Annotated in this window: 26 protein-coding genes; 3 read left to right on the top strand and 23 right to left on the bottom strand. The window is 72.8% G+C overall.

What is annotated here, in order from left to right:
* Window positions 1-4: 4 nt before the first annotated feature.
* The 19 genes from AB0N82_RS15805 to AB0N82_RS15895 form a co-directional block, all read right to left on the bottom strand.
* Window positions 5-223 carry a flagellar FlbD family protein gene (locus tag AB0N82_RS15805; protein WP_363392904.1) on the bottom strand — a complete coding sequence of 73 codons (219 nt, stop codon included), beginning with the start codon at window positions 221-223 and terminating at the stop codon, window positions 5-7.
* Window positions 224-328: 105 nt separating this feature from the next.
* The gene (locus AB0N82_RS15810; RefSeq protein WP_363392907.1) at window positions 329-1,492 is read right to left on the bottom strand and encodes a flagellar hook protein FlgE; all 1,164 of its coding nucleotides are present in this window, start codon (window positions 1,490-1,492) and stop codon (window positions 329-331) included.
* A gap of 66 nt (window positions 1,493-1,558) precedes the next feature.
* Window positions 1,559-1,990 (bottom strand): flagellar hook capping FlgD N-terminal domain-containing protein, encoded by a 432-nt coding sequence (locus AB0N82_RS15815; protein WP_363392910.1) that lies wholly within the window; start codon window positions 1,988-1,990, stop codon window positions 1,559-1,561.
* An 11-nt stretch (window positions 1,991-2,001) separates the two neighbouring features.
* The gene (locus tag AB0N82_RS15820; protein WP_363392913.1) at window positions 2,002-4,386 is read right to left on the bottom strand and encodes a flagellar hook-length control protein FliK; all 2,385 of its coding nucleotides are present in this window, start codon (window positions 4,384-4,386) and stop codon (window positions 2,002-2,004) included.
* Window positions 4,383-4,766: a hypothetical protein gene (locus AB0N82_RS15825; RefSeq protein ID WP_315993259.1), complete on the bottom strand. Its 384-nt coding sequence runs from the start codon at window positions 4,764-4,766 to the stop codon at window positions 4,383-4,385. Before AB0N82_RS15825 ends, AB0N82_RS15820 begins: the two co-directional genes overlap by 4 nt.
* Window positions 4,763-5,188: a flagellar FliJ family protein gene (locus tag AB0N82_RS15830; protein ID WP_363392916.1), complete on the bottom strand. Its 426-nt coding sequence runs from the start codon at window positions 5,186-5,188 to the stop codon at window positions 4,763-4,765. Before AB0N82_RS15830 ends, AB0N82_RS15825 begins: the two co-directional genes overlap by 4 nt.
* A complete protein-coding gene (locus tag AB0N82_RS15835; RefSeq protein WP_363392919.1) occupies window positions 5,185-6,510 on the bottom strand; it encodes a FliI/YscN family ATPase in 1,326 nt (441 codons plus the stop codon). The genes AB0N82_RS15830 and AB0N82_RS15835 overlap by 4 nt, the downstream gene beginning before the upstream one ends.
* Window positions 6,507-7,133, bottom strand: a complete 627-nt coding sequence (locus AB0N82_RS15840) for a FliH/SctL family protein (protein WP_363392922.1) — start codon at window positions 7,131-7,133, stop codon at window positions 6,507-6,509. Before AB0N82_RS15840 ends, AB0N82_RS15835 begins: the two co-directional genes overlap by 4 nt.
* A 133-nt stretch (window positions 7,134-7,266) precedes the next feature.
* The gene (fliG, locus tag AB0N82_RS15845) at window positions 7,267-8,361 is read right to left on the bottom strand and encodes a flagellar motor switch protein FliG (protein WP_363392925.1); all 1,095 of its coding nucleotides are present in this window, start codon (window positions 8,359-8,361) and stop codon (window positions 7,267-7,269) included.
* The gene (fliF, locus tag AB0N82_RS15850) at window positions 8,358-9,995 is read right to left on the bottom strand and encodes a flagellar basal-body MS-ring/collar protein FliF (protein WP_363392928.1); all 1,638 of its coding nucleotides are present in this window, start codon (window positions 9,993-9,995) and stop codon (window positions 8,358-8,360) included. Before fliF ends, fliG begins: the two co-directional genes overlap by 4 nt.
* A gap of 1 nt (window position 9,996) precedes the next feature.
* Window positions 9,997-10,323 (bottom strand): flagellar hook-basal body complex protein FliE, encoded by a 327-nt coding sequence (locus tag AB0N82_RS15855; protein WP_315993265.1) that lies wholly within the window; start codon window positions 10,321-10,323, stop codon window positions 9,997-9,999.
* Entirely contained in the window at window positions 10,323-10,715 is a 393-nt protein-coding gene (gene flgC / locus AB0N82_RS15860; protein WP_315993266.1) for a flagellar basal body rod protein FlgC, read from the bottom strand. The genes AB0N82_RS15855 and flgC overlap by 1 nt, the downstream gene beginning before the upstream one ends.
* Entirely contained in the window at window positions 10,712-11,059 is a 348-nt protein-coding gene (locus tag AB0N82_RS15865; protein WP_315993267.1) for a flagellar biosynthesis protein FlgB, read from the bottom strand. The genes flgC and AB0N82_RS15865 overlap by 4 nt, the downstream gene beginning before the upstream one ends.
* 104 nt (window positions 11,060-11,163) lie before the next feature.
* Window positions 11,164-11,439, bottom strand: coding sequence for a hypothetical protein (locus AB0N82_RS15870; protein WP_315993268.1), 276 nt, complete (start codon window positions 11,437-11,439; stop codon window positions 11,164-11,166).
* Window positions 11,440-11,445: 6 nt separating this feature from the next.
* Window positions 11,446-11,829: a flagellar export chaperone FliS gene (gene fliS / locus AB0N82_RS15875; RefSeq protein ID WP_315993269.1), complete on the bottom strand. Its 384-nt coding sequence runs from the start codon at window positions 11,827-11,829 to the stop codon at window positions 11,446-11,448.
* 36 nt (window positions 11,830-11,865) lie between these two features.
* The gene (gene fliD, locus AB0N82_RS15880; RefSeq protein WP_363392934.1) at window positions 11,866-13,230 is read right to left on the bottom strand and encodes a flagellar filament capping protein FliD; all 1,365 of its coding nucleotides are present in this window, start codon (window positions 13,228-13,230) and stop codon (window positions 11,866-11,868) included.
* A gap of 99 nt (window positions 13,231-13,329) precedes the next feature.
* Entirely contained in the window at window positions 13,330-14,154 is an 825-nt protein-coding gene (locus AB0N82_RS15885) for a flagellin (protein ID WP_315993271.1), read from the bottom strand.
* Between the two features lie 143 nt (window positions 14,155-14,297).
* On the bottom strand, window positions 14,298-15,125 hold the full coding sequence (locus AB0N82_RS15890; protein WP_315993272.1) for a sigma-70 family RNA polymerase sigma factor: 828 nt from the start codon (window positions 15,123-15,125) through the stop codon (window positions 14,298-14,300).
* A gap of 133 nt (window positions 15,126-15,258) precedes the next feature.
* The gene (locus AB0N82_RS15895; protein WP_363392938.1) at window positions 15,259-16,005 is read right to left on the bottom strand and encodes a hypothetical protein; all 747 of its coding nucleotides are present in this window, start codon (window positions 16,003-16,005) and stop codon (window positions 15,259-15,261) included.
* A 105-nt stretch (window positions 16,006-16,110) separates the two neighbouring features.
* On the opposite strand from AB0N82_RS15895, the gene AB0N82_RS15900 reads away from it, so the two are divergent.
* Window positions 16,111-17,610 carry an MFS transporter gene (locus AB0N82_RS15900; protein WP_363392941.1) on the top strand — a complete coding sequence of 500 codons (1,500 nt, stop codon included), beginning with the start codon at window positions 16,111-16,113 and terminating at the stop codon, window positions 17,608-17,610.
* 12 nt (window positions 17,611-17,622) lie between these two features.
* Here AB0N82_RS15900 and AB0N82_RS15905 read toward each other — a convergent pair whose 3' ends face one another.
* Complete coding sequence (locus AB0N82_RS15905; RefSeq protein ID WP_363392943.1) at window positions 17,623-18,699, bottom strand: hypothetical protein; 1,077 nt, start codon at window positions 18,697-18,699, stop codon at window positions 17,623-17,625.
* A gap of 16 nt (window positions 18,700-18,715) precedes the next feature.
* Window positions 18,716-19,486 (bottom strand): SDR family oxidoreductase, encoded by a 771-nt coding sequence (locus tag AB0N82_RS15910; RefSeq protein WP_363392946.1) that lies wholly within the window; start codon window positions 19,484-19,486, stop codon window positions 18,716-18,718.
* 169 nt (window positions 19,487-19,655) lie between these two features.
* Here AB0N82_RS15910 and AB0N82_RS15915 point away from each other — a divergent pair, with 169 nt between their 5' ends.
* Window positions 19,656-20,978 carry a bifunctional o-acetylhomoserine/o-acetylserine sulfhydrylase gene (locus tag AB0N82_RS15915; RefSeq protein ID WP_315993277.1) on the top strand — a complete coding sequence of 441 codons (1,323 nt, stop codon included), beginning with the start codon at window positions 19,656-19,658 and terminating at the stop codon, window positions 20,976-20,978.
* A gap of 133 nt (window positions 20,979-21,111) precedes the next feature.
* On the opposite strand, the gene AB0N82_RS15920 is transcribed toward AB0N82_RS15915, so the two are convergent.
* The gene (locus tag AB0N82_RS15920) at window positions 21,112-21,810 is read right to left on the bottom strand and encodes an SDR family oxidoreductase (protein WP_363392950.1); all 699 of its coding nucleotides are present in this window, start codon (window positions 21,808-21,810) and stop codon (window positions 21,112-21,114) included.
* A gap of 116 nt (window positions 21,811-21,926) precedes the next feature.
* On the opposite strand from AB0N82_RS15920, the gene AB0N82_RS15925 reads away from it, so the two are divergent.
* Window positions 21,927-23,132 carry a homoserine O-acetyltransferase gene (locus AB0N82_RS15925; protein ID WP_363392953.1) on the top strand — a complete coding sequence of 402 codons (1,206 nt, stop codon included), beginning with the start codon at window positions 21,927-21,929 and terminating at the stop codon, window positions 23,130-23,132.
* A 150-nt stretch (window positions 23,133-23,282) separates the two neighbouring features.
* Here AB0N82_RS15925 and AB0N82_RS15930 read toward each other — a convergent pair whose 3' ends face one another.
* Complete coding sequence (locus AB0N82_RS15930) at window positions 23,283-24,530, bottom strand: MFS transporter (RefSeq protein WP_363393352.1); 1,248 nt, start codon at window positions 24,528-24,530, stop codon at window positions 23,283-23,285.
* Window positions 24,531-24,584: the final 54 nt, after the last annotated feature.

Below are 24,584 nucleotides of genomic sequence, written 5' to 3' on the forward strand. Positions count from 1 at the left end.
TCGGTCAGTCCTGGGCGGCGGGAGCCGAGAGCGCGGACGCCGCGGCGAGCACGCGCGCCCGGTAGGCCACGATCCGCGCGATCAGCTCGTCGAGGCTCTCCTCGACGTTGTACACCCGGCCGTCGACCATGTGCAGGGTCGTGTCGGGAGACTCGTGCACGCGCTCGATGAGATCGGGGTTCACCGCGAACCGCGTGTGGTCGAGGCGGGTGAGCGTGATCATTCGGGGACGGTCTCGGCTTTCGCTGCGGGAGGGGACGGGGCGGACTATCGCGACGCGGCCCGCCCGGGGTAACTCGGGCGGGCCGCGCGGGTGGCGATCGCGGGATCAGCGCTTGAGGTTGGTCAGCTCCTGCAGCACCTCGTCGCTCGTGGTGATGACGCGCGCGCTCGCCTGGAAGCCGCGCTGCGCGACGATGAGGTTGGTGAACTCCTGCGAGAGGTCGACGTTGCTCATCTCCAGCGCGCCGGACAGCAGCGAGCCGACACCGGCTTGCCCTGCCTCGCCGATCTGCGCCTCTCCGCTGTTGACGCTCGCACGGTAGGCCGTGCCGCCGACCTTCTCGAGCCCCTCGGCGTTGGCGAAGGTCGCCATGGCGATCTTCGCGAGGGTCTCGGTGCGCCCGTTGCTGAAGGTGCCCACGATCGAGCCGTCCGCGGTGATCGCGTAGGACTTCAGCGTGCCCGCGGCGGCGCCGTTCTGGCCGGTGAGGGCGACGGTGCTCATGTCGGCGAAGCCGGTCACCGCGCTGAGGTCGACGGCGATCCCCCCGGCGTTCAGCGTGAGACCGGCGGTCTGACGTCCGTCGGTGAAGGCGAGGGCACCGGTCGCTCCGCTGACGGGCTCGGCGACGTCCCAGCCGGCGGCCGTGCGCGTGAACGTCAGGCTCAGCGAGGTCTTCGTGCCCTGGGCGTCGTAGACCGCGATGTCGCGCACGAGCTGCGTTCCGACCGCGGCGGTGGAGGGCAGGTTGCCGGTCGCGGTCGAGGTCGTGGTCGCCCGGGCGGCCGAGACGAGGTCCTGCGGGATCGAGATGGTACCGGGCACCTGACCGGTGTCGACCGCCCCGTTCTGCGCCGACCAGCCCTGCACGAGCGAGCCGTCGGCGGTGACCATCTTGCCCTGACCGTCGAACGAGAAGCCGCCCGCGCGGGTGTAGAGGGTCTCCCCGCCCGAGCGCACCGCGAAGAACCCGTCGCCCTGGATCATCAGGTCGCTGCCGCGGCCGGTGGTCTGGGCCGCCCCCTGGGCGAAGTTGGTGCGGATGCCGCCGACCTGCACGCCGAGACCCACCTGCGCGGGGTTGCGACCGCCGTTCGCGGCATCCGGGATGCCGGCTTCGCCGACGACCTGTGAGAGCGAGTCCTCGAAGAGGACCGAGGAGCCCTTGAAGCCCGCCGTGTTGACGTTGGCGATGTTGTTGCCAGTGGTGTCGAGCATCGTCTGGTGGGAGCGGAGTCCGGAGATCCCGGAGAAGAGCGAACGGAGCATGAGGGTCTCTTTCGTGTGGGTGGTCGAGCGGTGGAGGTCAGGGGGTGGTCGTCAGGACGGTGGTCGTCAGGGGGTCGCGGAGGTGGCGGGGGTGACCGAGGTGATCGCGTCGAGGGCCACGGTGACGTCGCCGATCGTGACCTGCGGGATGGATCCCTCGAAGGACACCTTCGAGACGATCCCCGAAGCCGGGGCGCCGGCCGCGTCGAGGTAGCCGGCCCGCTGGCCGATCAGGGCGGTGGCCGCCTGCCGCATGTTGAGGGCGAACGCCTCGGAGCTGTTGCGGCTCATCGCGGTGAGCTGCTCCATCATGGCCAGCTGGGTCGTCTGCGAGATCATCTGGTTGGTGTCCATCGGGGTGGACGGGTCCTGGTTCGTCAACTGCGTGACGAGCAGCTTCATGAACACCTCGCTGTCGAGCTCCTTCTTCGGAGCCGCGGGGGTGGGGGAAGCGGTCGCGAACGGGCTCGCTGTGGCGGTGACGGCGTCGACGGTCATGGGGGGTCCTCTCAGGCGAAGATGTCGAGCCCGCCGGCGCGGGCGACGTCGAGCGACGCGGCCGCGCCGATCGGGGGGATCCGGGGGTCGGAAGCGGGGGACGCAGACGCGCGGGCGCGGTCGCGCGGGTCGGGCTGGGCATCGGAGGGCGCACCGCCCGACCCGGCGGACGGGCCGCGATCGCCCGCACCGCTGTCTCCGGCCCCCGGCCCCACCGCGAGGTGGGCGTGGGGCACGATCGCGGCGAGGTCCCGCCGCAGATCGGAGACCATGCTCCGCAGGATCTCGCGTGTCGCGTCGGTCGCTCCCGAGAGCTCGACGCGCACGTCTCCGCCCGCGCCGATGCGGGCGCGGACCGTGACCGGGCCGAGGGCGTCGGGGTGCACGGTGAGCACGAGCTCGTGCACCCCCGCCGGACGCTGGGCGAGATGCACGATCGCGGGCGCGACCTGCGCCGCGACCGCGCGCGGGACCGCGGCCTCCGTCGGCGGCGGCGGTGTCGCGGGCGCGACCGGGGTCGCGGCGGGAGCGGAGACCGCCGAGGCGGCGGCGGTCCCCGCGGTCTCGGCGCCGCCGACGGCGGGCGTGAGCGGCGCGGGGACGGCGGAGCCCGCGGAGGTGCGCGGGGGCGCGGATGCCGCAGCGGAGACGACGGCGGCGCCCGGTGCGGGGGCGGGCGCGGGTACCACGGCGGATGCGGGCGCCGACTGGCCGCCGACGGGGGCGAGCACGGGCGCCGGTGACGGCGCGACCGGGGTGGGCGGCTCGGCATCGCCGACGGGCACGGTCGACGCTCCGTGCGCCCCCGCCGTCTGTTCGGTCGATGCGGGGCGCGGGTCGGCGGTGGGCGGGGCAGAGGGCGAGACCGTTCGCCCCGTCAGCGCGGGAGACTCGGCGGCGGGTGCGGCCCCGGCGGCGGGGGCGGGTGCGTCAGCGGGGGCGGACGGGAGGGGTGCCGGCACGGCGACGGCGGCGGGGGCGGGCACGCCGGCGGGTGCGCCGGCGGGGGCGGGTGCGCCGGCGGGGGCGGGTGCGCCGGCGCGGGCAGCCCCAACGGCGGCGGCGGGTGCGCCGGCGGCGGGGGCGGACGGGAGGGATGCCGGCACGGCGACGGCGGCGGACAGGGCGGCGGATGCAGCGACACCCGACGCACCGAGGCCGGACGCCGGAACCCCCGGCGCGGCGAGACGCGGCACCACGGCCGCGGGCGGAACCGTTGCGACGGGAACCGCTACGGGCGCGGGAGCCGCTGCGGCGGGCGAGGTCGTAACGCCGACGGGCGAGATGGCGACGCCGACGGGCGAGGTCGCGACGCCTGCGGGCGCGGGTGCGGCGCCGGCAGGCGAGGTCGCGACGCCGACGGGCGAGGTCGCGACGCCGTCGGGCGCGGGTGCGGCGCCGGCGGGCGCGGCTGCGGCGCCGGCGGGCGCGGGTGCGGCGCCGGCAGGCGGGGCGACCCCGACGGCGTGCCCGACGGGCGATGCGGGCGCGGTGGCCGTTGTCGCCGGCAGCTCCGCGGAGGCGATGATCCCGTCCTCCGAACGCCCGCCGAATCGGGCGCCGCCGACGGGAACGCCGTCGATCGGCCATCGAGCGTCCGCGGGCGGGGTCGCCTCCGCATCCCTTCCGGCCCCGGAAGTCCCCGGGGTCGGGCTGAGGGTCGCCTCGGCGGGCATCGTCCGCAGAACGGGGCGGGGTCGCTCCCCCTCCCCCGGCGCACTGCCGGGCAGCGCGCCGTCGATCCACACCGGCATCGTCCGCAGCACCGGCGGCTCGGCGGCATCCGCGGCGACCGTAGGCGTCGCGGCCCGGGGGGTCTTTTCCTGAGCCGTCGTCGCACCGGTCAGCCCGGCCGGCACGGCCCCCGCGGCCGGGACCGCCGCGGGAGCGCCGCCCGTGGTCGACGCCTCCGCGGGCGTCGCTTCCGCGGGTGACACCTGCGCGGGCCGCACTCCGGCGGGCACCGCCCCCTGCGGAAGCGGCATGACCCAGGGCGCCGGCATCGTCATCAGCGGCGGATGATCCCTCGCGGGCGCCGTCGTGTCGGCGTCGCGCGTCGTCGCGGGAGCCGACGGACCGCCGACCGCGGACGTCGTCCGAGCGGATGCCGCCACCCCACTCTCCGCCGACGTCGCTCCCCCGCGGGGCGCCGCGTCACCCGACCCCGCCGGAGATGCGATAGAGGAGGTCTCCGGCGACGCCGGTCCCCCGGCATCCGTCGATGACACCGGCAGGACGCGGACGTCGGCGCCCCGCGCGAGCGCGTCGGCGGCACGGGCGAAGGCGTCGCCGAACGCCGACGCCGTCTCGGAACCGGAACCCGACGGGGGCGCGGTCGCCGCCCCGGCGACGAACGCGTTCGCCGGCGCGGAGACCGGCGGAGGCGGAAGCGTCATGCGCCACGTCCCGTCAGGGTGGACGCGATGCCCGAGACGCCGAGCCCGCCGCTTCCGGTCGTGCCCGCGGCGAACAGCGTCTGCAGCGCCGCCGCGAGATCCCCCTGGCTCGCGGGACGCGTCGCGGTCGATGCTGAGGCGGGGGTCGCCGACGTGGTCGGTGTGCCGAGCTCCCGCGCGGCCGCCGCGGCCTCTTCGAGGAGGTCGGCGAATCGCGTCGCAGCGCTCGACGAGGCCGTCGCCGTGGCCGTGGTCTCCGCGACGCCGCCCGCGGCGGTCGTCTGCGCGGGGGCGGTCTTGGCGGTGGCGGACGACGGGTGCAGCGAGGAGATCTGACCCGTGATCGCCTCGATGCGCCCGAGCACGCCGTCGACGCTCACGCCGCGCTCCCCTCGCCGCGACCGGCGCGCGTGGTGGCGATCTCGTCGAGCGCGTTCTGCTCGGCACGCGCCTCGGTCTCGAGCTCGCGCGCCCGGTGCGCGCCCTCGAGCCGCTCGAGACCCTTCAGTTCGCGGCGGGCCTCGACGTGCGCCGCTTCGGCGGTCGCCGCGTCGTCCCGCCGAAGGCGCGCGAGCACCTGCAGGTCGGCCAGCGACGCCTGCCCGGCCGCGCGCGCGGCGGCCATGGCCCGCAACGTCGCGGGGTCGTCGATCTGCGTCGCGATCGCGCTCAGGCTCGACACCGCCTGCTCCGCGGCTGCTTCGGCCGCCCGCACCTCGGTGCGCGCGCGGGCGACGTCCTCCGCCGCGACACGTTCCTGGACGCCGCGCACGCGCAGCAGACCCGCGAGGGGAAAGGTCATGGGTTCAGGCCTCCGAAGGTCTCGGTGAGGGCGGTCAGATGCCGCCAGGATTCGTCCGTCGTGGAGTGCTCGTCGATCGATTGCGTGAGGAACGCGTCGATTCCGCGCTGGTGGAGCAGAGCGGCATCCACCAGGGGGTTCGCCCCCCGCGTGTACGCGCCGATGTCGATCAGGTCGTTCGCCTGCCGACGCGCGGCGAGGACGCTGCGCAGGATCACCGCCCGCTGCCGTTGATCGGGCGTGGTCACCTTGCCCACCACCCGCGAGACCGATCCGAGCACGTCCACCGCGGGGAAGTGCCCGCGCACCGCGAGGGCGCGGTCGAGCACCACGTGACCGTCCAGGATGCCGCGAGCGGCGTCCGCGATCGGTTCGTTGTGGTCGTCTCCGTCGACGAGCACGGTGTAGAGCCCCGTGATCGAGCCCGCCGGGCCCGTACCGGCGCGCTCCAGAAGGGCCGCGAGCACCGAGAACGTCGAGGGCGGGTAGCCCCGTGTCGCCGGAGGCTCCCCCGCCGACAGGCCGATCTCGCGCTGGGCCATCGCCACCCGCGTGAGCGAGTCCATCATCAGCACGACGTCGCGACCCTCGTCGCGGAACGCCTCGGCGATGCGCGTGGCGAGGAACGCCGAGCGCAGGCGGGCCATCGCCGGCTGATCCGAGGTGGCCACGACCACCACCGAGCGGGCGAGGCCCTCAGGCCCCAGATCGTCTTCGAGGAACTCGCGCACCTCGCGACCGCGCTCGCCCACGAGCGCGATGACGGTGACGTCCGCGGTGGATCCGCGCGCGATCATCGACAGCAGCGACGACTTGCCCACGCCGGAGCCCGCGAACAGACCGAGGCGCTGTCCCACCCCGACCGGCGTCATGGTGTCGAGCACGCGCACCCCGAGGCCGAGCTGACGATCGATGCGGCGGCGGCCGAGCACGCTGGGTGCGTCGTTGCCCAGCGCGACGCGCCGGGCGGCGACGAGCGGTCCCCGATCGTCGATGGGGCGTCCGAGTCCGTCGAGCACTCGCCCGAGCAGCGCGGGTCCGGTGGGCACGAGCGCCGCGGCGCCGACGTGGTGCACCGCCGCACCCGCCGTGATCCCGGCGAGCGGCGCCAGGGGCATGCAATGCGAGCGCGCCCCCTCCACGGCGACGACCTCCGCCTCGACGCCGCGCCCGTTCGCCGCCGCGATGCGCACGCGATCGCCGACGGCGGCCCGGATGCCGAGCACCTCGACCCCGAGACCCACCACGGCCGTGACCGTGCCGGCGCGCTCCGGTCGCGCGGCGGTCAGCACGCGTCGCCACGACGCGGTGGCGGTGCTCACGCGGGCTCACCCCCCTCGGCGCTGCGCAGCGCCGCGCGGGCGCGGGCGAGGGCCGAGGAGACACGGGTGTCCACGCGGGCGTCCGCGAGCTCCACGATCGCCCCGCCCGCGTCGACGGCGTCCGAGGCGACGACCTCCGCCGTCGCCAGGACCGGCGATGCGCTGTCGCGGAGCGTGCGCACGTCTCGCTCGGCGAGGTGCGCGCGCACCCACGTCGAGACGGGGGCCTCGGCCACGGCGCGTCGCATCGCGTGCGCGGCCGAGCGCGCGGCATCCGAGAGCTCCCCGTCGAGGATCGTCTCGGCGAGGTCGATCGCCAATTCCTCGAGCCGCTCGGCGTCGGCGGCGACGAGAGCCGCGAGACGCCCGTCGAGATCGGTGCGGACCGCGTCCACCGCGGCGAGCGCCGTGCGCAGCGTCTCCCGCGCCTCGGCTTCCTGCTGCGCGATGCGCGCCTCGAGCGCGACGCGGGCCTGCGCGAGCTCCTCCGCGGCGCGCCGACGCCCCTCCGCGAACCCGTCGGCGTACCCGCGCACGCGCGCCTTCTCGCTGATCGCGCGAGCGTCCGGCACGCTCCCGCCCAGGCGCGGCGGCACCAGCGGTGTGAAGGTTGCATCGGTCACGGCGGTCACCCTGCGGGTTGTGGCGAAGCCGATCCGTGGCCAGGTCGTCGAGCGATCCGTGCTCGCGCCCCACTATCGCGACGCCTCTCGTCCGCGGTAACCGGTGGTCGCGCTCCGCGCGTCGTCGAGGGCGTCACTCGATGAGTTCGTCGTCGTCTTCGCGCGAGATCGTGATCTCCTCGGCCGCCTCGAGCTCGCGGATGATGCGCACCACCTCGGCGCGCGCCTCGTCGACCTGCCGCATGCGCACCGGCCCGAGCGCCGACGCCTCCTCCGCGAGGTTCTCGCGATTGCGTTCGGTCATGTTGCGCCGGATGACCTCGCCGACTTGCTCGTCGGCGCCCTTCAACGCCAGGGCGAGCACGCGCAGATCGATGCCGCGGAGCACGCGCTGGGCGTCGCGGTCCTCGAGCCGGGAGATGTCGGCGAAGGTCACCATCCGACTGCGCACCTCCTCGGCGAGGTCGTGGTCGCGATCCTCGAGACTGGCCAGCAGGGCCTTCTCGAGCACGGTGTCGGAGCGGTTGATGATGTCGACCAGGGGCTGCACGCCCCCGGTCGCCTCGTGCGCCTCGCGCATGCCGAAGATGCCGGTGCGCGCGCGCAGCGACTCCGCGACGACCGCGATCGCCTCCTGCGAGGCCGCCCCCAGGGTCGCGATGGCCTGCGCGACGTCGGTGCGCAGCGGGTCCTGCAGGGCCGCCAGCACCGCGGCGGCGCGGTCGGCGCGCAGGTTGGCCAGTACGACCGCGACGGTGGTGGGCATCTCCCCGTCGAGGATCGTGGCGAGCTGGGTCGGGTCGGCGCTGTTGAGGAACTCGAACGACACCACCCCCTGCGACATCACCCGTCCGACCATGCCGACGGCCTTCTCCCGGCCGAACGCGGTCTCGAGCAATCCGGTGGCGAATTCCTGGCCGCCGCGGCTGACGGCGGATCCCCCGGATGCGATGCGGCGGAAGTCGGCGAGGGCGGCGGCGATCGCGGCGGTGTCGATGCCGCCCAGCTGCGCAAGCTCCGCCGCGAGCAGTTCCGCGCGGGCCTCGCCGAGGTGCCGCAGCACCTCGGCGCTGACGTCGCGGTCCATGTTGAGCATGACGATCGCGGCCTTGCGCACCCCCGACATCGCCGGCGCGGCGGGAGCGACCGGCATCACCTCGGTGGCCGCCGTGGGGCTGACCGCGGTGGCCGCGTCCTCCGCGGGCACGCGCGTCTGCAACAGGCTCATACCCTCGCCTCGTCCATCATGCTCGCCAGCGCCTTGGCGGCGTTCTGCGGGTCGTTCTTGGCGAGCAGCTCGACGTCACGCCGTCGCTGCTCCACCAGCACCTGCGTGGCCTCGGGCTCCTCCTCGATGTCCAGGACGGTCGGGAGCACCTTGGTCGGCGGGGTGGCCGCGGGCAGGGCGATCGGTTCGGCGAGGCCCTTCAGGCTCTTGAGCTTCTGCTCCTCGGTCTCGGTGATCGTCGAGAAGTACTCGATGGGGCCTTCGTCGGTGTACAGGGTGCGCCGTTTCATCCGGCGCCGCACCAGCAGGGCGACGACGAGGATGATGGCCGCGAGCACGATCGAGCCGCCGATGATCGCCGCCCGCAGCAGGTCGGCCTGCATCTGCGCCGCCTTCTCCGCCTCGGCCGCGTCGAGGGCCGCCTGCGCCGCCGCCGCGCCGGTCTGGCTGAACTCGACCATCTCGACCGTGACGGTGTCTCCGCGCTGGGCGTTGATCCCGGCCGCGGTGGAGACCAGCGCCTGCACCTGCTCCGCGGTCACACCGTTCACCGCGCCCCGGTCCAGGGCGACGCTGATGGTCTGGCGGGTCACCTCGCCGGCGGGGGTCGTGGTCTTCTCGGTGCTCTTGTTCACGGCGTTGTTGCGCGTGGACTCCTCGGCCTGGTAGTTGCCGCCGCCCGCCGCGTTCGGCACCGCGATGTTGTCGGGACCCAGGACACCCGTGCCCGTCCCCTGCCCGCCGGTGTAGGTCTCGGTCTTCGTCTGCTCGTTCGACATCACGCCGCCCTCCGGGGCGGTGTAGGTCTCGTCCATCCGCTCCGACGTCGAGTTCGCGACGTCCGCCGCCACGCTGACGGTGGCGTTGCCCGGGCCGACGATGGTCTCGAGCATCTTCGTCACCGTCGAGGCGACCTTGGCCTCGTACTCGGTGGCCTGCGTGTTCGCGGAACCGGTGAGTCCGGTTCCCACGGCGGCGAGCACCTTGCCCGACTGGTCGGTGACCGCGACGTCCTCGGGCGTCATCCCCGGGATCGAGGCGCTCGTGAGGTGCACGATCGCCGCGACCTGGTCCTCGGTGAGCGATCCGCCGCCCTGCGTCTTGACGAAGACCGAGGCGGTGGGATGCCGTTCCTCGGCGACGAACACGCTCTGCTCGGGGATCGCCAGCTGCACGGATGCCGCGGTGACTCCCGACATCGCCCCGATCGTGCGGGCGAGTTCCCCCTCGATGGCGCGTTTGTAGGTGACGGACTGCTGGAACTCGCTCGCCGTCACGCCCATCTTGTCCAGCAGCGTGTACCCGCCGCTGGTGTCGCTGGGCAGCCCTGCGGCCGCCGCGGTGAGCCGCTGGGGATAGACCTGCGCGTCGGGGACGAGGATCGTCGCTCCGCCCTCGGTCAGCTCGTAGGGCACGCCCGCCGATTTCAGCTGCTCGACCACGGCTGACGCGTCTGTCGCGCTCAGGCCCGTGAACAGCGGGCTCATCTGCGGTTTGGACAGCCAGCTGCCCAGGGCGATCACGCCCATCACCAGCAGCGCCGCGCCGATGACGGCGATGGTGCGCTGCGCGACCGTGAAGCCGCCCGCGATCTGCTTCGCGCGGCCGATGGTCGTCGCAAGGAACGGGGGCATGTCAGGCCTGCATCCTCATGATGTCGTTGAAGGCGGCGACGCCGCGGTCGCGCACCGCCACCATCAGGTCCAGCGTCACTCCCGCGCGCGACGAGGCCAGCGTGGCCTTGTGGATGTCGTCGAGGTCGCCCGTGACCGCCTGCACGGCGAGCTGGTTGGAGGTGGACTGCAGCTGCTGGAGGTTCTCCACCGCCGCCGTGAGCGAGACGGCGAACGGCTGCGCACCCGCGGTGGCGCCCACGCCCGACGGCGCCGGCGTCGTCTCGAAGCTGAGCGGTGCGAGCGGGCTCACGCCCCCTGCGGCGACGGGGTCGATCGGAGTGCTCATCACGACCGCCCGATCTGGAGGGCGGATTCGTAGGTCGTCTTCGCGCGGTCCACCACGGCGGCGTTGGCCTGGTACCCGCGTTGGGCGAGGATCAGCATGCTCATCTGGTCGCCGAGGTCGACGTTGGGGTACTGCACGTACCCGTCCTCGTTCGCGTACGGGTGGTCGGGTTCGTAGACCAGGCGCCCCTCGGCCGTCGATTCCTGCACGCCCGTGACGTACACGCCCGGGCTGCGGGTGCCCTCGGCGACGGTGACGTACTTCTCGCGGAACATGTCCTGCCCCGCCGGGGTGGCGGTGTTGACGTTGGCGATGTTGTCGCTCAGCGCATCCATCCATTTGCGGTGCGCGGTCAGCCCGGTGCCGGCGATGCCGATGGTGTCGAAGGTCATGCCGAGGCCTGCCCGATCGCCTTGGTGATGGATGCCGCCTGGCCGCTCAACGCCTGCGCCGCGAACTGGTAGCGCAGCACGGTGTCGATGTTCGACAGCGTCTCGGTGTCGAGGTTGACGTTGTTGCCGTTGCGGCGGGTGGGCTCGAGCGAGCGTTCCACCGTCGGTGCGACCCCGCCGACCCCGCTCTCGACGGCGCTGCGCAGGCGGTCCTCGAACAGCACGCGCTTGGCCTGGTAGTCGGGGGTGTTGACGTTGGCGATGTTCTCCGCGATCGAGCGCTGGCGCAGGGCGAGCCCGTCCAGCGCGCTGGACAGGGCGGTTGAGGTGACGGAATCGAGCACGCGGCACTCCGGTCGAAAGAACGAGCCGATCCGTGGCTGTGTGGTCGAGCGATCCCTGCTCTGGCGCGACTATCGCGACGCCACGGCGACGGCGTAACCGGGTGTCACCCCTCCACGTCGAGATACACCGGTGCGTCGGGGGCGACCGAGGGGATCCGTCGGATCGCGGCGAGTTCGCGGGCGACGTTCTCGCGCGCCGCCATCAGGCCGCTGATGCTCGCCCGCTGGCGCTCCAGGACGAGGCGGGCGCGCTCGACGACCTCGGGCGGCGGCGGCCCGGGTGGTTCCTCGACCGGACCGTCGGCGGGATCGTCGGGGGCGTCGAGCGATCGTTCGAACGCGTCAAGCAGCCGGTTCCACGCCGCGAGGTTCGTCGACACGGGGCGTCAGACCGGCGTGATGGCGTCGGCAGCCGCGTGCCACGCGTCGCGGAGCGGCGCGATGAGGTCGCGGCACTCGCGGGTGGCGTCGGCGTCGCGCGCGACGTTGGCGACGATGAGGCGCCCGGTGATGTAGGTGTACAGCGCCCGCAGCCCGTCGGAGCCGTCCCACGTGTCGTCGAGCGATCCGCTGAGCTCGGCGATGATGGCCTGCGCGTGGGTGAGGTAGGTGCCGGCGGATGCCGCATCTCCCCCGGCCTGCGCCGCGGCGGCCCGCTCGACGTCGACCAGCAGCCGGTCGTAGAGCATGGTCACCAGTCGCTGCGGGGTGGCGGCGTTGACCTGCTGCTCCAGGTACTCCTGCTTGGCGCGTTCGAGGGCGGTGGGCACGAGGGGTTCTCCTTCTCGGGGGACGGGATGCGGGGACTACTTCGACGACGGCGTCAACGCCGACAGCTGCGAGGTGAGCCAGTCCGACCGCGACTGCAGGCCCGACAGGCGCACCTCCATCGCGGCATACGTGCGCTCGAGGGTCGCCCGCCGCATGTCCAGGCGCAGGTCCATGCGCTCGACCTGTTTCTCGAGGGTCTTGACCTCGCTCTGCTGGCCCGTGATGCGCTGGGTGACGAGGCCGTCGTACTTGTCGGAGTACTGCGCCGTGGTGTCCTGCACGCGGGCCGAGACCGCGGCGAAGACCGCCTGCACCGCCTCCGGATCCTCGGCCATGGCCGCGGCGAAGCGGTCGGCGTCGAAGGAGAGAGCCCCCGCCTTGTCGACGCTGATGCCGATGGTCGAGGGCGAGACCCCGTCGACCGGGCTCTGGACGGCGGAGGCGAGTGCCGCCCGCAGCGACCGCACCGTGCTGTCGCCGGTGAACACGCCGAGAGTGGTCGTCTTCCCGGGAGCGGCGACCGTCGCCTTCGATCCGTTGTCGATGCGGGTCAGCAGCGTCGCGATCTCCTTCACGAACGCCGAGGCGGCATCCGACTGCGCTTTCGCATCGGGCGTCACGGTCACGGTGACCGGGTCGGCCGAGACCGCCTTCACCGTGATGTCGATCCCGTCCCCGATGCCGGTGAAGGTGTTGGACGCGCTCGTCACCACCTGCTCGGCCGCCGTCCCGGCGAACAGGCGGATGACGGCATCCGTCCCCCGCGCGAGCACGGCCGCGCCCGGCTCGGTCGAGACGTCGATCGACGCGGATGCCGCGACCTCGGCCGCGGTGCCGCGGTGCAGGCTGAACGCGCCCTCCGCACCCGTGCGGGTCGAGGTGATCTGGATGCGCGAGAGCGCCGCCCCCTGCGCGTCGCGCCCGCCGGGCACGACCGTGGCGGTCACCCCGGCCTTGGCGGCGTTGATCGCGGCGGCGAGATCGGCGGCCGATCCACCACCCGGCGCGAGCTCGGTGACGGTGCCGTCCGCTCCGACCAGCGAGAAGGGACCGGCGAACGCCGACGCGTCGCCCGCGGCGGTGACCACCGCGTGCGCCCGTGCCAGCGTGTCGACGACGACGTCGGTCGAGAACGCCCGTGCCGTCTCCCCCGCGACGACGGTCACCGCCTCCGATGAGCTCGATGCGGTGTACCGGGCGAGGGAGGTGGAGGATCCCGCGGCCTTGGCCTTGTCGGTCAGGCTCTGCAGCGCGGTGTTGAGCGACTGGAGGTTCGAGATGACGCTGTTGCGATCGGTGATCCGATTGGCGACGAGGGTCTTGGGGATCGCCGCGACGTTGACCAGGGCGTCGATGAGGTCCTTGGTCTTCAGGCCCGAGGCGATGCCGTCGATCCGCATGATCCTGCGTCTTCCTTCTCTCGAGATGGGGGGTTATGCGAAGGCGCCCGGGCGGGAGAACTCCCCCGCCCGGGCGCCCGAGGGCAGCAGTGCTGCGACTCAGCGCAGGAGCTGGAGAACGCCCTGGCCCGACTGGTTCGCCTGCGCGAGCATGGCGGTACCGGCCTGCTGCAGGATGTTCGAGGCGGTGTACTTGACCATCTCGGATGCCATGTCGGTGTCGACGATGCGGCTCTTGGCGGCGGAGAGGTTCTCGGCCGAGACCTGCAGCGAGTTGATGGTCGACTCGAAGCGGTTCTGCACGGCACCGTAGCCCGAGCGAGCGGTCGAGACGTTCACGATCTCGGCGTCGATGGCGGCGATCGAGGTGAGCGCGTTGGCTGCCGAATCGACGTCGAGGGCCTTGACCGTCGCACCGAGACCCGAGAAGTCGGTCAGGGCGACCGCGATCTGGTCCTCGGCGGCCGTGGAGCCGGCGCCGACCTGGAACGTCAGGGTGTCGCCGCCCGAGAGCAGCTTGATGCCGTTGAAGTTCGTGCTGGCCGCGACACGGGTGAGCTCGTCGCCCAGCGTGTCGAGCTCGGTCTTGATCGAGGTGCGCGAGTCGGCGTTGTTGGAGTCGTTACCCGCCTGCACCGCGAGGTCGCGCACGCGCTGCAGGATCGAGTGCACCTCGGTCAGGGCGCCTTCCGCGGTCTGGATGACCGAGATGCCGTCCTGAGCGTTGCGCGCGGCGACGTTGAGGCCGTTGACCTGCGAGCGCAGGCCCTCGGAGATGGCCAGACCGGCGGCGTCGTCCGCGGCCCGGTTGATGCGCAGACCGCTCGAGAGCTTCTCGAGCGACTTCGAGACGTCGGCCTGGTTGGCCGACAGGTTGCGGTACGCGTTGAGAGCACCGACGTTGGTTGCGATCTGAAGACCCATGTTGTTCCTCCGTGGATGGGATTACCGTGCGGGGGCCGTCCGTGGCCCTCCATCCCCCACCTTCGCGACGGGCCGGCATCGCGGTAACCGGGACCGCGCGATTTCTCCCGCCCGTTCGCCAGTTGCTCCGCGCTCTCCCCGCCTCAGGCGGGGACGGCGACGACGGGAGCCGCGGCGGCGGGCCCGAAGACGCCGTCGAAGAACGCCGCCTTGGCCTTGGTAGAGCGGTCCGGCGCGGTGCCGTTCTCCCAGGAGTCGAGGGCCTCGCGCATGAGGGTCAGCCCGATGCGGCGCAGCTTCGAGACATAGGCGTGGCTGACGTCGAGGTCGTGGGCGACGTCCTTGACCATGCGCTCTTCGAGGTAGACCCCGCGGATCACCTGCCGCATCTGATCGGGGAGGGCCGCGACGATGCGCTCGAGCATGCGCTGGGTCTCGGCCTGCTCGGCGGCGTGCTCGGGCAGGATGACGCTGTCGGTGAGGTCGGCCGCCTGTCGCCCGTCGTCGCCCTCGAACCGCGCCTCGAAGCTCGTCGCGGTGCGCACCATCTCATCGAGCAGCTGCATGCGCGCGACGGTCTCGGCATCCAGTCCCGATTCCGCGGCCACCTCCGCGAGCGTGGCGGGCCGTCCGGTGCGCACCCGGACGAGCTCCGTCGCCACGCGCACCCGCTCGATCTTGTCGCGGCTGCGCTCGCCGGCCGGGTCGGCGGCGCGCATCTCGCTGAGGATGGCCCACGTGATCTTCGTCCGCGCGTACGCCCCGAAGGGCACCCCCCGCGCCGGGTCGTATTCCAGGGATGCCACGGCCAGGCCCAGGTACGCCGCCGACAGCAGGTCGTCGAGGTCGACGTGCAGCGCGGTCCGCGCCTTCTCGACCGCCAGGTACTTCGCCAGGGGGAGGTTCTCCCGCGCGAGTCGCTCGGCCGAGAGGGGCACGTCGGAAACGGCGGGGAGGACGGTGCTCGACATCACGACTCCTGCTGTTTTTGCTTGTTTATGAGCAGAAACTAACACACATAGGAGTCTCGGCCGCATCCGGATCGACCCCGGCGTCGGCCTCGCACCCGCGGGCCGCCGGCGGCGCCCGTCCGCGATGCGGCGCTCAGCCGCGGACGCGACCGACCACGCGGAGTTCGACGGTCGCCGCGGTCCCGCCCACCAGGGGGATCGCCGCGGCCGTGGGGTTCCAGATGACGAGGGGAACGCCGGGCGTGGGGGCGACCTGATCCTCCTCGAGCCCGAACCGGGCGCGGAGGCCGTAGTGGTGCAGCACCGTCGCGAATCGCTCCCACTCGACCCAGCGCCACGGTCGCATCGCGCTCACGTGCACGCCGGCCTGCTGCCAGGGGCGCGCCGGATGCGAGAAGCCGCGCAGACCGTCCCGACGCACAGCCGGAGCACCGGGCGACAGGACGTCCACGCCGAGCGCCTCGCAGCCGCGCCGCAGGTCGTCGTCGAGCCGTACGAGCTCGGCGCGGGTGCGCAACCGCGCGATCGCGGCCAGGGTCAGCACGACCGGGTGGTGACCGAGCGTCCGCACGCGCGTCCACGTCACGCCCCGGTGGGCGACGAGGCCCCGCACCGCCAGCCACCGGTCGAAGAACGGATCGGCGATCGCCGCGTCGACGGCTCCGCCGACTGCGCCGCTCTCGGCGGCGAGACGATCGGCGACCAGGCGGGCGCGCAGGAAGGGCGCCGGCGCGGTCGCGTCGGCGATATGCTGCATCGCGTCTCGCGGATCGAGGCCGTTGAGGCGGGCGAACCGCTCGAGCATCTCGGCGGTGCTCATGCCGGCCCGCAGGCCCGCCTCCCCGCCGCGCACGGAGGGCCGTCGCGCTTGGAACGTCACGGTACTCCCTCAGATCTGCACGTTTACGAGTGAAAATAGCACGCCGGCGAGGGAGTCGCGCACCACCGCCGAACGTACTTCGAGGGCCGGTGCTACTCTCGCGCCATGTCGCGCGTCTCCGGCGCGGTCGCGAGGATGCGCTCGTCCGCCCTCGGCGTGACCGCGGGACTCATCGGGTGGTTCGTGCTGGTCGAGCTGGCCAGCGGCATCCTGCAGGGCTTCTACGTGCCGCTGCTGCCCGACATCGTCGTGCACCTGGGCATCCGCGACGCCGACGTCAACTGGTTCGAGGCCGCGCAGCTGCTGCTCTCCGCGCTGGTGCTGCCCGTGCTCGCCAAGCTCGGCGACATGTTCGGGCACAAGCGCATCCTGCTCGCCTCCGCGCTGGCGACGGCCGCCGCGAGCTGGTGGCTCGTCTTCGCCGACTCCTTCGGCGCCTTCCTCGCCGCGTGGGCGCTGCAGGGCTTCTACGTCGTGTGGCTGCCGCTCGAGATCGCCCTCGTCTTCGATCGCGGCCGTCGCGCCGCCCACGGGGTCTCGCGCACGCGCCGGGCCGCGGGACTGCTCGTGGTGGGGCTGCAGGTCGGCGCGATCCTGGGCGCCCTCGCGGCCGGGCGTCTGTTCGCCGCGACCGGCGGCGATCTGCGCCTCTCGCTCGCGATCCCCGCGATCGTGGTCACCCTGATCTGCGTCGTCATCTGGCTCGGCGTGCCCGAATCGGAGCGAGCCGACGGCGAGCGCCGCCTCGACGTGGGCGGGTTCGCGATCCTCGCCGGCGCGCTCCTGTGCGTGACCGGTGCGCTCTCGTTCGTGCGCCTGCCCGAGGGGCCCGGCCCGCTCGCGATCACCGCCCTGCTCGTCGCCGGGGTGGCCCTCCTCGCGGTCTTCGTGTGGTTCGAGCTGCGCCAGAGCGACCCGGCGGTCGACATCCGCGTGCTCCGTCGCCCCGAGATGTGGCCCGTGCAGACCACCGCCTTCCTCGTGGGAATCAGCCTTCTCGGTGCCCAGGGCCCCCTCGCGACCTACGCCGGCACGGACCGCGCACTCGGATACGGACTGGGACTGGACGCCACCGACCGGTCGAACGTGATCGGGGTGTACCTGGTGTCCCTCATCGTCGGGGCGGTGCTGTTCGCCGTGACCTCGCGGCGCGCGAGTCCCCGCGCGGTGCTGATCGGCGCGGCGGTCCTCGTCGGGGCGGGATACGCGCTGCTGCTCCCCCTCCACGTCGAGCTGTGGCAGGTGCTGCTGTGCCTCGGGATCGCCGGCCTCGGTTCGGGGGCGCTCGTCGCGGCGATGCCCGCGGCCGCCGCGGCCGCGGCTCCGCGGGGGCAGACCGGCGTGGCATCCGCCCTCACGAACACGACCAAGACCGTGGGCGGAACGATGTCGTCCGCGGTGTTCGGGGTGGTTCTCGCGGCGGGCGCGGGATCGGCCGTGGCGGCGACCGCCGCTCCGCTGGCGGGGTACCTGACCGTCTGGTCGATCTGCGCGGCGGGAGGGTTCGCGGCGGCGGTCCTGCTGTTCTTCGTGCCCGAAGTGGCCTTCGCCGATCGTGCGGAGGCCGAGGTCGACGCGCACGCGGCACGCGGCGACGTCAGCTGAGCGCTGTGCCGCTCACGGGCGGCCGAGGGCGAAGAACCCGATGGCGAGCGCCACGACGATGCCGAACGACACCCAGGCGGCGAGTCCCCACGACGTCCGCAGACGCCGACCGGCGGGCGCCACCGCGGCGTCTCCCCGGTAGCCCTGCCCGGCGGGCTCCGTTCGCCGCTGCCCCTCGCGCCAGCGCTCCCACTGCTCGAGCTTCGTGACGAATGCATCGGCCGTCCGCATGACGTCGACCCATCGTGCGGGGTCGGTCGTGACGACACCGCGCGGATGCACGAGCAGGAGCAGATCGTCCGCGATCTCGATGTCCCATCCGCCCGCGTCGTCGATGGCCTGCGCCATCACGTCGGGAGTGAACAGGTAGAGCGCGTCCGCCTCGTACCCCTCGGGGCAGTACAGGTCGAAGTGCTCGCCGAAGTCGCCCTCCAGCGAGAGCCGCTGCCCGGAATCGGGCACGGCCGCCACCGCGAACGCGCGGGTTCCGCGCCGAGTGGCGCGCACGATGATGTGCGGCAGTGGGCGCCGAAGGCCGATCCTGATCCATCCGCCCACCGGCGGGTAGGTGAACCGACGCGTGGCGTTGCGGATCTCGTAGTCCGCCCACTCGACCGTTCGCCCGTCGCCATTCTCGCGCGTCATCGCGCGGGAGACGGTGTGCCCCGTGATGCTCCACCAGGCGCGCATGGTTCCCGATTTCGGCCCCGGGACGTACGCGAGCCCGTTGTCGTCGGCGAAGCGGGACAGCGCCCAGTGTTCGCGGGGGCGTGTGCGTCCCCTGCCGGTGCGGACGATGCCCCACACGCTGAAGACGAACACCCCCGCGAACAAGAACACGAACAGGGAGATGGGTCGCACCTCGTCGGACCCGCCCTCGCGGATCTTCGCCGCGATGGTGGCCCCCATCCCCAGCGCACCGACCGTCGAGGTGATCAGGAGGAAGGAGAAGACAGCCCGTCGCCCCCGCCTCTCCGGATCGCGGACCCGCGGGTACTGCTGCCGGAACCGCGCCCAGAACTCCCGGAGCTCCGCACGGCTCGGGCGGGAGCGAAGCGCCTCGACGTCGAGCGTCGTCGACTCGGTCATTCCGCGAGACTCGGCATCACCGGGTGCGCAGGGGGCCCCGCGCCAGCAGGTGCTGCGCCGACTGCGCGACCGGGCGCATCGTCACCGAGTCGAGGTTGACGTGACCCGGCGCGTCGAGCGCATAGACGATCACGTCGGCCACGTCGTCGGCCACCAGTGGCGCCTCGACACCCTCGTACAGCTTGTCGGCGGCATCCTGATCTCCGCCCAGACGGTTGAGGGTGAACTCCTCGGTGCGCACCATGCCCGGGGCGATCTCGATCACGCGCAGCGGTTCGCCGTTGAGCTCCTGCCGCAGCGCGTGCACGAGCATGGCCTCGCCCGCCTTCGCCGCGTTGTAGCCGCCGCCACCGGGGTATGCCGTCTGCGCGGCGGTGGAGGTGACGAACAGCAGGTCGGCGTGCCCGCCCGCGTCGGCCGCACGCCGGAGGAGGGGAAGAAGGGATGCCACGAGCCGCTGCCCCGACAGCACGTTCGCCTCGAACATCCAGCGCCAGTCCTCGGGATCGCCGTCTTCGACACGGTCGCTGCCGCGCGCCCCACCGGCCACGTGCACGAGAGCGTCGACTCCCCCGGTCTCGTCGAGCCAGGCGGCGAGCGCCGCGACCGCGTCGGCGTCGGTGAGGTCGGCGGCGTGCGCCACCGCGCCCGTCTCGGCTTCGAGGGCCGCGAGACGCCCCGCGCGGCGGGCCACGCCGACGACGTCCCATCCGCGCGCGCGCAGCAGCCGCGCCGTCGCCTCCCCGATCCCCGAACTGGCCCCGGTCACCACAGCACGTCGCGTCATGGCATCCACGCTACTGCTCTCCTCCGACACACGAGGGCCTCGCGTCGGGAGTCGGCGCGACCGCCGTGTGACGGCGCGTTTCCTCCGCGGTTGCCCGCGATTTCACCCGTGTCTACGCTCGCAGCAGGCCAGGGCGACCGCTCGGCCCCCCAGAACCTGAGGAGCAGCCATGTCGGCACCCGAGAACTGGCGTTTCGAGACGAAGCAGATCCACACGGGCGCTCAGCCCGACCCGGTCACCAAGGCGCGCGCCACGCCGATCTACCAGACCACCTCGTACGTCTTCGACAACGCCGACCACGCCGCGAACCTCTTCGCGCTCGCCGAGTTCGGCAACATCTACACGCGCATCCAGAACCCCACGCAAGACGTCGTCGAGCAGCGTGTCGCGGGCCTCGAGGGTGGCACCGGCGCCCTCCTCGTCGCCAGCGGCCAGGCGGCCGAGACGTTCGCGGTGCTCAACATCGCCCAGGCGGGCGATCACATCGTGTCGTCGAGCTCCATCTACGGCGGCACGTACAACCTGTTCAAGTACACGCTCGCCAAGCTCGGCATCGAGACCACCTTCGTCGAGAACCAGGACGACCCCGAGGCCTGGCGCGCGGCGGTCCGACCGAACACCAAGCTCTTCTTCGCCGAGACCATCGGCAACCCGAAGATCAACGTGCTCGACATCCGCTCCGTCGCCGACGTCGCGCACGAGGCGGGCGTGCCGCTCATCGTTGACAACACGATCGCGACGCCGTACCTCATCCGGCCCTTCGAGCACGGCGCCGACATCATCGTCCACTCGGCGACGAAGTTCCTCGGCGGTCACGGCACCACGATCGGCGGCGTCATCGTCGACGGCGGTACCTTCGCGTGGTCCGAGCACTCCGAGCGCTTCCCGGGTCTCACCACGCCCGACCCCTCGTACCACGGTGCGGTCTACACGCAGGCGGTCGGCGACGGCCTGGCCTACATCATCAAGGCGCGCGTGCAGCTGCTGCGCGACCTCGGCGCCTCCATCGCCCCGCAGAGCGCGTGGCAGCTCATCCAGGGCATCGAGACGCTCTCGCTGCGCGTCGAGCGTCACGTGCAGAACGCGCAGGAGATCGCGGAGTGGCTCGAGTCGCACCCCGATGTCGCGAGCGTGAACTACTCCGGCCTCCCCAGCTCGCCCTGGTACGCCGCCGCCAACAACTACGCCCCGAAGGGCGTCGGCGCGGTGCTGTCGTTCGAGCTCAAGGGCGGCGTCGAGGCGGGCCGCGAGTTCGTCAACGCGCTGAGCCTGTTCAGCCACCTCGCCAACATCGGCGACGTGCGCTCCCTCGTCATCCACCCGGCATCCACGACGCACTCGCAGCTCACCCCCGAGCAGCAGCTGACCGCCGGGGTCACGCCCGGGCTGGTGCGCCTGTCGGTCGGCCTCGAAAACATCGCCGACCTGAAGGCCGACCTCGACCAGGCCCTCGCCGCCGCGCGCCGCCTGTCGGAGGCCGCCCGCGCCTGAGCGATCCTCGCAGCGACGCCCCGCCCCGGTCGACCCGGGGCGGGGCGTTCGCGTCCCACCCGCGCAAGTCGCCGAGACTCGTCGCTTCGGGGTGCCGAGAAGCGACGAATCCCGGCGACTCGCGCGGCGGGAGTCAGATCTTCTGCCGCGGACGCAGGTTGCCGAGGCCGCCGTCCACCCCGAGCACCTGCCCCGTCATCCAGGCGTTCTCGGGGGCGAGCAGGAACTCCACCGCGCGCGCGACGTCGTCGGGCTCGCCGAGGCGACCGAGCGGGTGCATCGCCTCCGACACCTTCCGCGACATGTCGCTCGAGGTGAGCTTCTCGGTCAGCCGCGTCTGCACGAGCCCCGGGGCCACCGCGTTCACGCGCAGCCCGTGCGCGGCGTAGCTCGCGGCGGCCGACAGGGTCAGACCGATCACGCCGGCCTTGGCCGCGGCGATCCCGTCGTGGTTGGGCAGGCCCGCCAGCGCCGCTGCCGACGAGACGAGCACCACCGCCCCACCGTCGCGCATGTGCGCGCCGGCCGCCCGCACCGCGGCGAACGCGGTGGTGAGCGAGGCCGCGATGAGCTCGTCGAACTGGGCACGCGAGGTCAGATGCGCAGGCTTCAGCAGCATCGACCCCGCGAAGACCGCGATTCCGTCGAGCTCCCCCGCCTCGGCGACGACCTTGTCGACCGCATCGAAGTCGGTGGCGTCGAGGGTGAAGTCGGGGTCGATGCGCGAGGAGTCCCGCGCGGTGGTCACGACGTGGTGTCCCGCGTCGCTCAGTCGTGTCGCCGTCGCCTGGCCGATGTCGCTCGAGGCCGCGATGAGAAGGAAGTTCGCCATGCCGGGATCATGACCACCCCACCCGGGTGCCGACGGGGGCTGGACAAGCGGCATCCGCGTCATCCGTCGTCGTAACAGACCGTGCCCGTCCGCGCGCACCGGAGAGAATGGATGCCATGGACTGGCAGATCTCCGAAGACACCGTGCCCTCGGCACCGGTGACGGAGGCCGATGCGCGGTCTCTGCTGGGTCGGCCCCCGGCGACGGGCGCCTGGCGCGACGGAGACACGGTCGGCGATCGACGGTTCGTCTCGTTCGGCCCCTTCACGACCGAGAACGGCGAATCGCTGCCGCACGTGCGCCTCGCCTACGAGACGTGGGGCGAGCTCTCCCCCGCGCGCGACAACGCCGTCCTGATCCTGCACGCCCTGACGGGCGACAGCCACGTCCGCGGCGCCGCGGGCCCCGGCCACGCCACGGCGGGCTGGTGGAGCGACCTCGTAGGCCCGGGAGCCGCGATCGACACCGACCGGTGGTTCGTCGTCGCCCCCAACATGCTCGGCGGATGCCAGGGCTCGACGGGTCCGGCCAGCATCGCCCCCGACGGGTACGAGTGGGCCTCGCGCTTCCCCTACCTCACCATCCGCGACCAGGTCGCCGCGCAGGCGGCGCTCGCCGACGCGCTCGGCGTCGACCGGTGGTTCGCCGTCGTGGGCGGATCGATGGGCGGCATGCACGCCCTGGAGTGGGCGGTGGGCCACCCCGACCGCGTCGAGCGCTCGGCGATCCTGTCGGCCCCGCCGATCACGACGGCCGACCAGATCGCCCTGAACTCCGTGCAGCTCGACACCGTCCGCGTCGATCCGCGCTTCGCGGGCGGCGAGTACTACGACGCCGGCGACGGCGACGGACCCCACCGCGGCCTCGCCCTCGCGCGACGCATGGCGTTGCTGAACTACCGGAGCCCGACCGAGCTGAATCAGCGCTTCCAGCGCTCCTGGCAGTCGGGGGTCAGCCCGCTCGGGCGCGGCGGGCGCTTCGCGGTGGAGTCGTACCTCGACTTCCACGGCAACAAGTTCACGCGACGCTTCGACGCGAACAGCTACCTGACCCTGGTCGAGGCCATGAACTCGCACGACGTCGGACGCGACCGCGACGGTGTCGAAGACGCCCTCGCCCGCGTCACCGCCACGACCCTCGTCTTGGGCATCGACAGCGACCGCCTGTTCCCCATCGACGGGCAGCACCGCATCGCCCGCGGCATCCCGAACACCCTCGACGGCGATGCCGCCGTCGTGCTCTCGAGCGACTTCGGGCACGACGGCTTCCTCATCGAGACCGCCGCCGTGGCGACGCACCTGCGCCGCCTGTTCGCGACCTGAGCACCGCGGATGCCGCGCCCCCGGCATCCGCCCCACCCCACCCCGCCGCACGCCCCCGCCGCACGCCCCGTCGAGCGTCCAGGACACGCCGCGTCGGGTCGGCCGTTGCGGCGTGTCTTGGACACTCGGCCCCGCCCGGGGCCGCCGGACTCAGCGCTGCGTCGGGATCGAGCCCGTGATGGCGGTCTGCGCGGCTTCGGCGGCCGGCATCCGATGCGCGGGATGCCGCCCGGACCGGTCCTCGACGCGGTACGACACGAACGCGACCGCGAGCCCGCCCAGGGCCAGTAGCGCCCCGACCCACGCGGGGGCCACGAGGCCGAGCCCCGCGGCGATCGCGAGACCGCCGAGGAACGCGCCGAGGCTGTTGCCGATGTTCAGCGCGGAGTGGTTGAGGGCGGCCGCGATGGACTGGTTGTCCTCCGCGACGTCCATGAGCCGCGTCTGGATCGACGGGCTCAACGCGGAGCCGCAGAAGGCGACGAGGAAGGCGAAGAAGACGAGGCTGACGATCCAGGTCGCCGTGAGCGCCAGACCCACGGATGCCGCACCCAGAGCGATCAGCCCCACGGACAACCAGAAGCGGAGGTCTTTGTCGGCGAGTGCACCGCCGACGATGTTGCCGACCGTCATCCCCACGCCCACGAGGACGAGCACGAGGGAGACCGCCCACTCCGGCTGGCCGGCGACATCGGTGATCATGGGCGCGATGTAGCTGTACATCGCGAAGAAGCCGCCGAAGCCGACCGCTCCGATGCCGAGCGCGAACCAGACCTGACCGATCCGGAACACGCGCAGCTCGTCGCGCAGACGTCTCCCGGGCGAGCCCGGGTGCGACGGCACGAAGAGGGCGATGCAGACCGCCGCGAGGGCGAAGATCGCGGTCACCACGGCGAAGGCCGCGCGCCAGCCGACCTGCTGCCCGAGGAGCGTGCCCAGCGGCACGCCCACGACGTTGGCGATGGTCAGTCCGGTGAGCACGAACGCGACGCCCTTGGCGCGGTTGCCCGGTCCGAGGGCATCGGCGGCGACCAGCGCGCCGATGCCGAAGTAGGCGCCGTGCGGCAGTCCCGCGAGGAAGCGCGACGCCGCCACCAGCTCGAACGTCGGGGCGATCACCGTCAGCAGCGTGAAGAACGCCAGCGCCGCCGCCAGAACGATCATGACGCGGTGACGAGGGAACCGGGCCACGGACCCCGCGATGGTCGGCGCGCCCACGACGACCCCGAGGGCGTACAGCGAGATGAGCCACCCGGCTTGGGCGATCGCGTCGTCGGGAGAGGCCGCCCAGGCACCGGGCAGGAGTTCACGGGCGATGTTGGGCAGCAGGCCCATCACGACGAACTCGGTCATGCCGATGCCGAAACTGCCGATGGCGAGAGAAAGGAGCGCCCGCATCGCCGCACCTCTCGAGGGAGTCGAAGAGGTCACTCGACGATGCTAGTCGGGTTC

Source organism: Microbacterium sp. NPDC089186, from assembly GCF_040685115.1.
GTDB lineage: Bacteria > Actinomycetota > Actinomycetes > Actinomycetales > Microbacteriaceae > Microbacterium > Microbacterium galbum.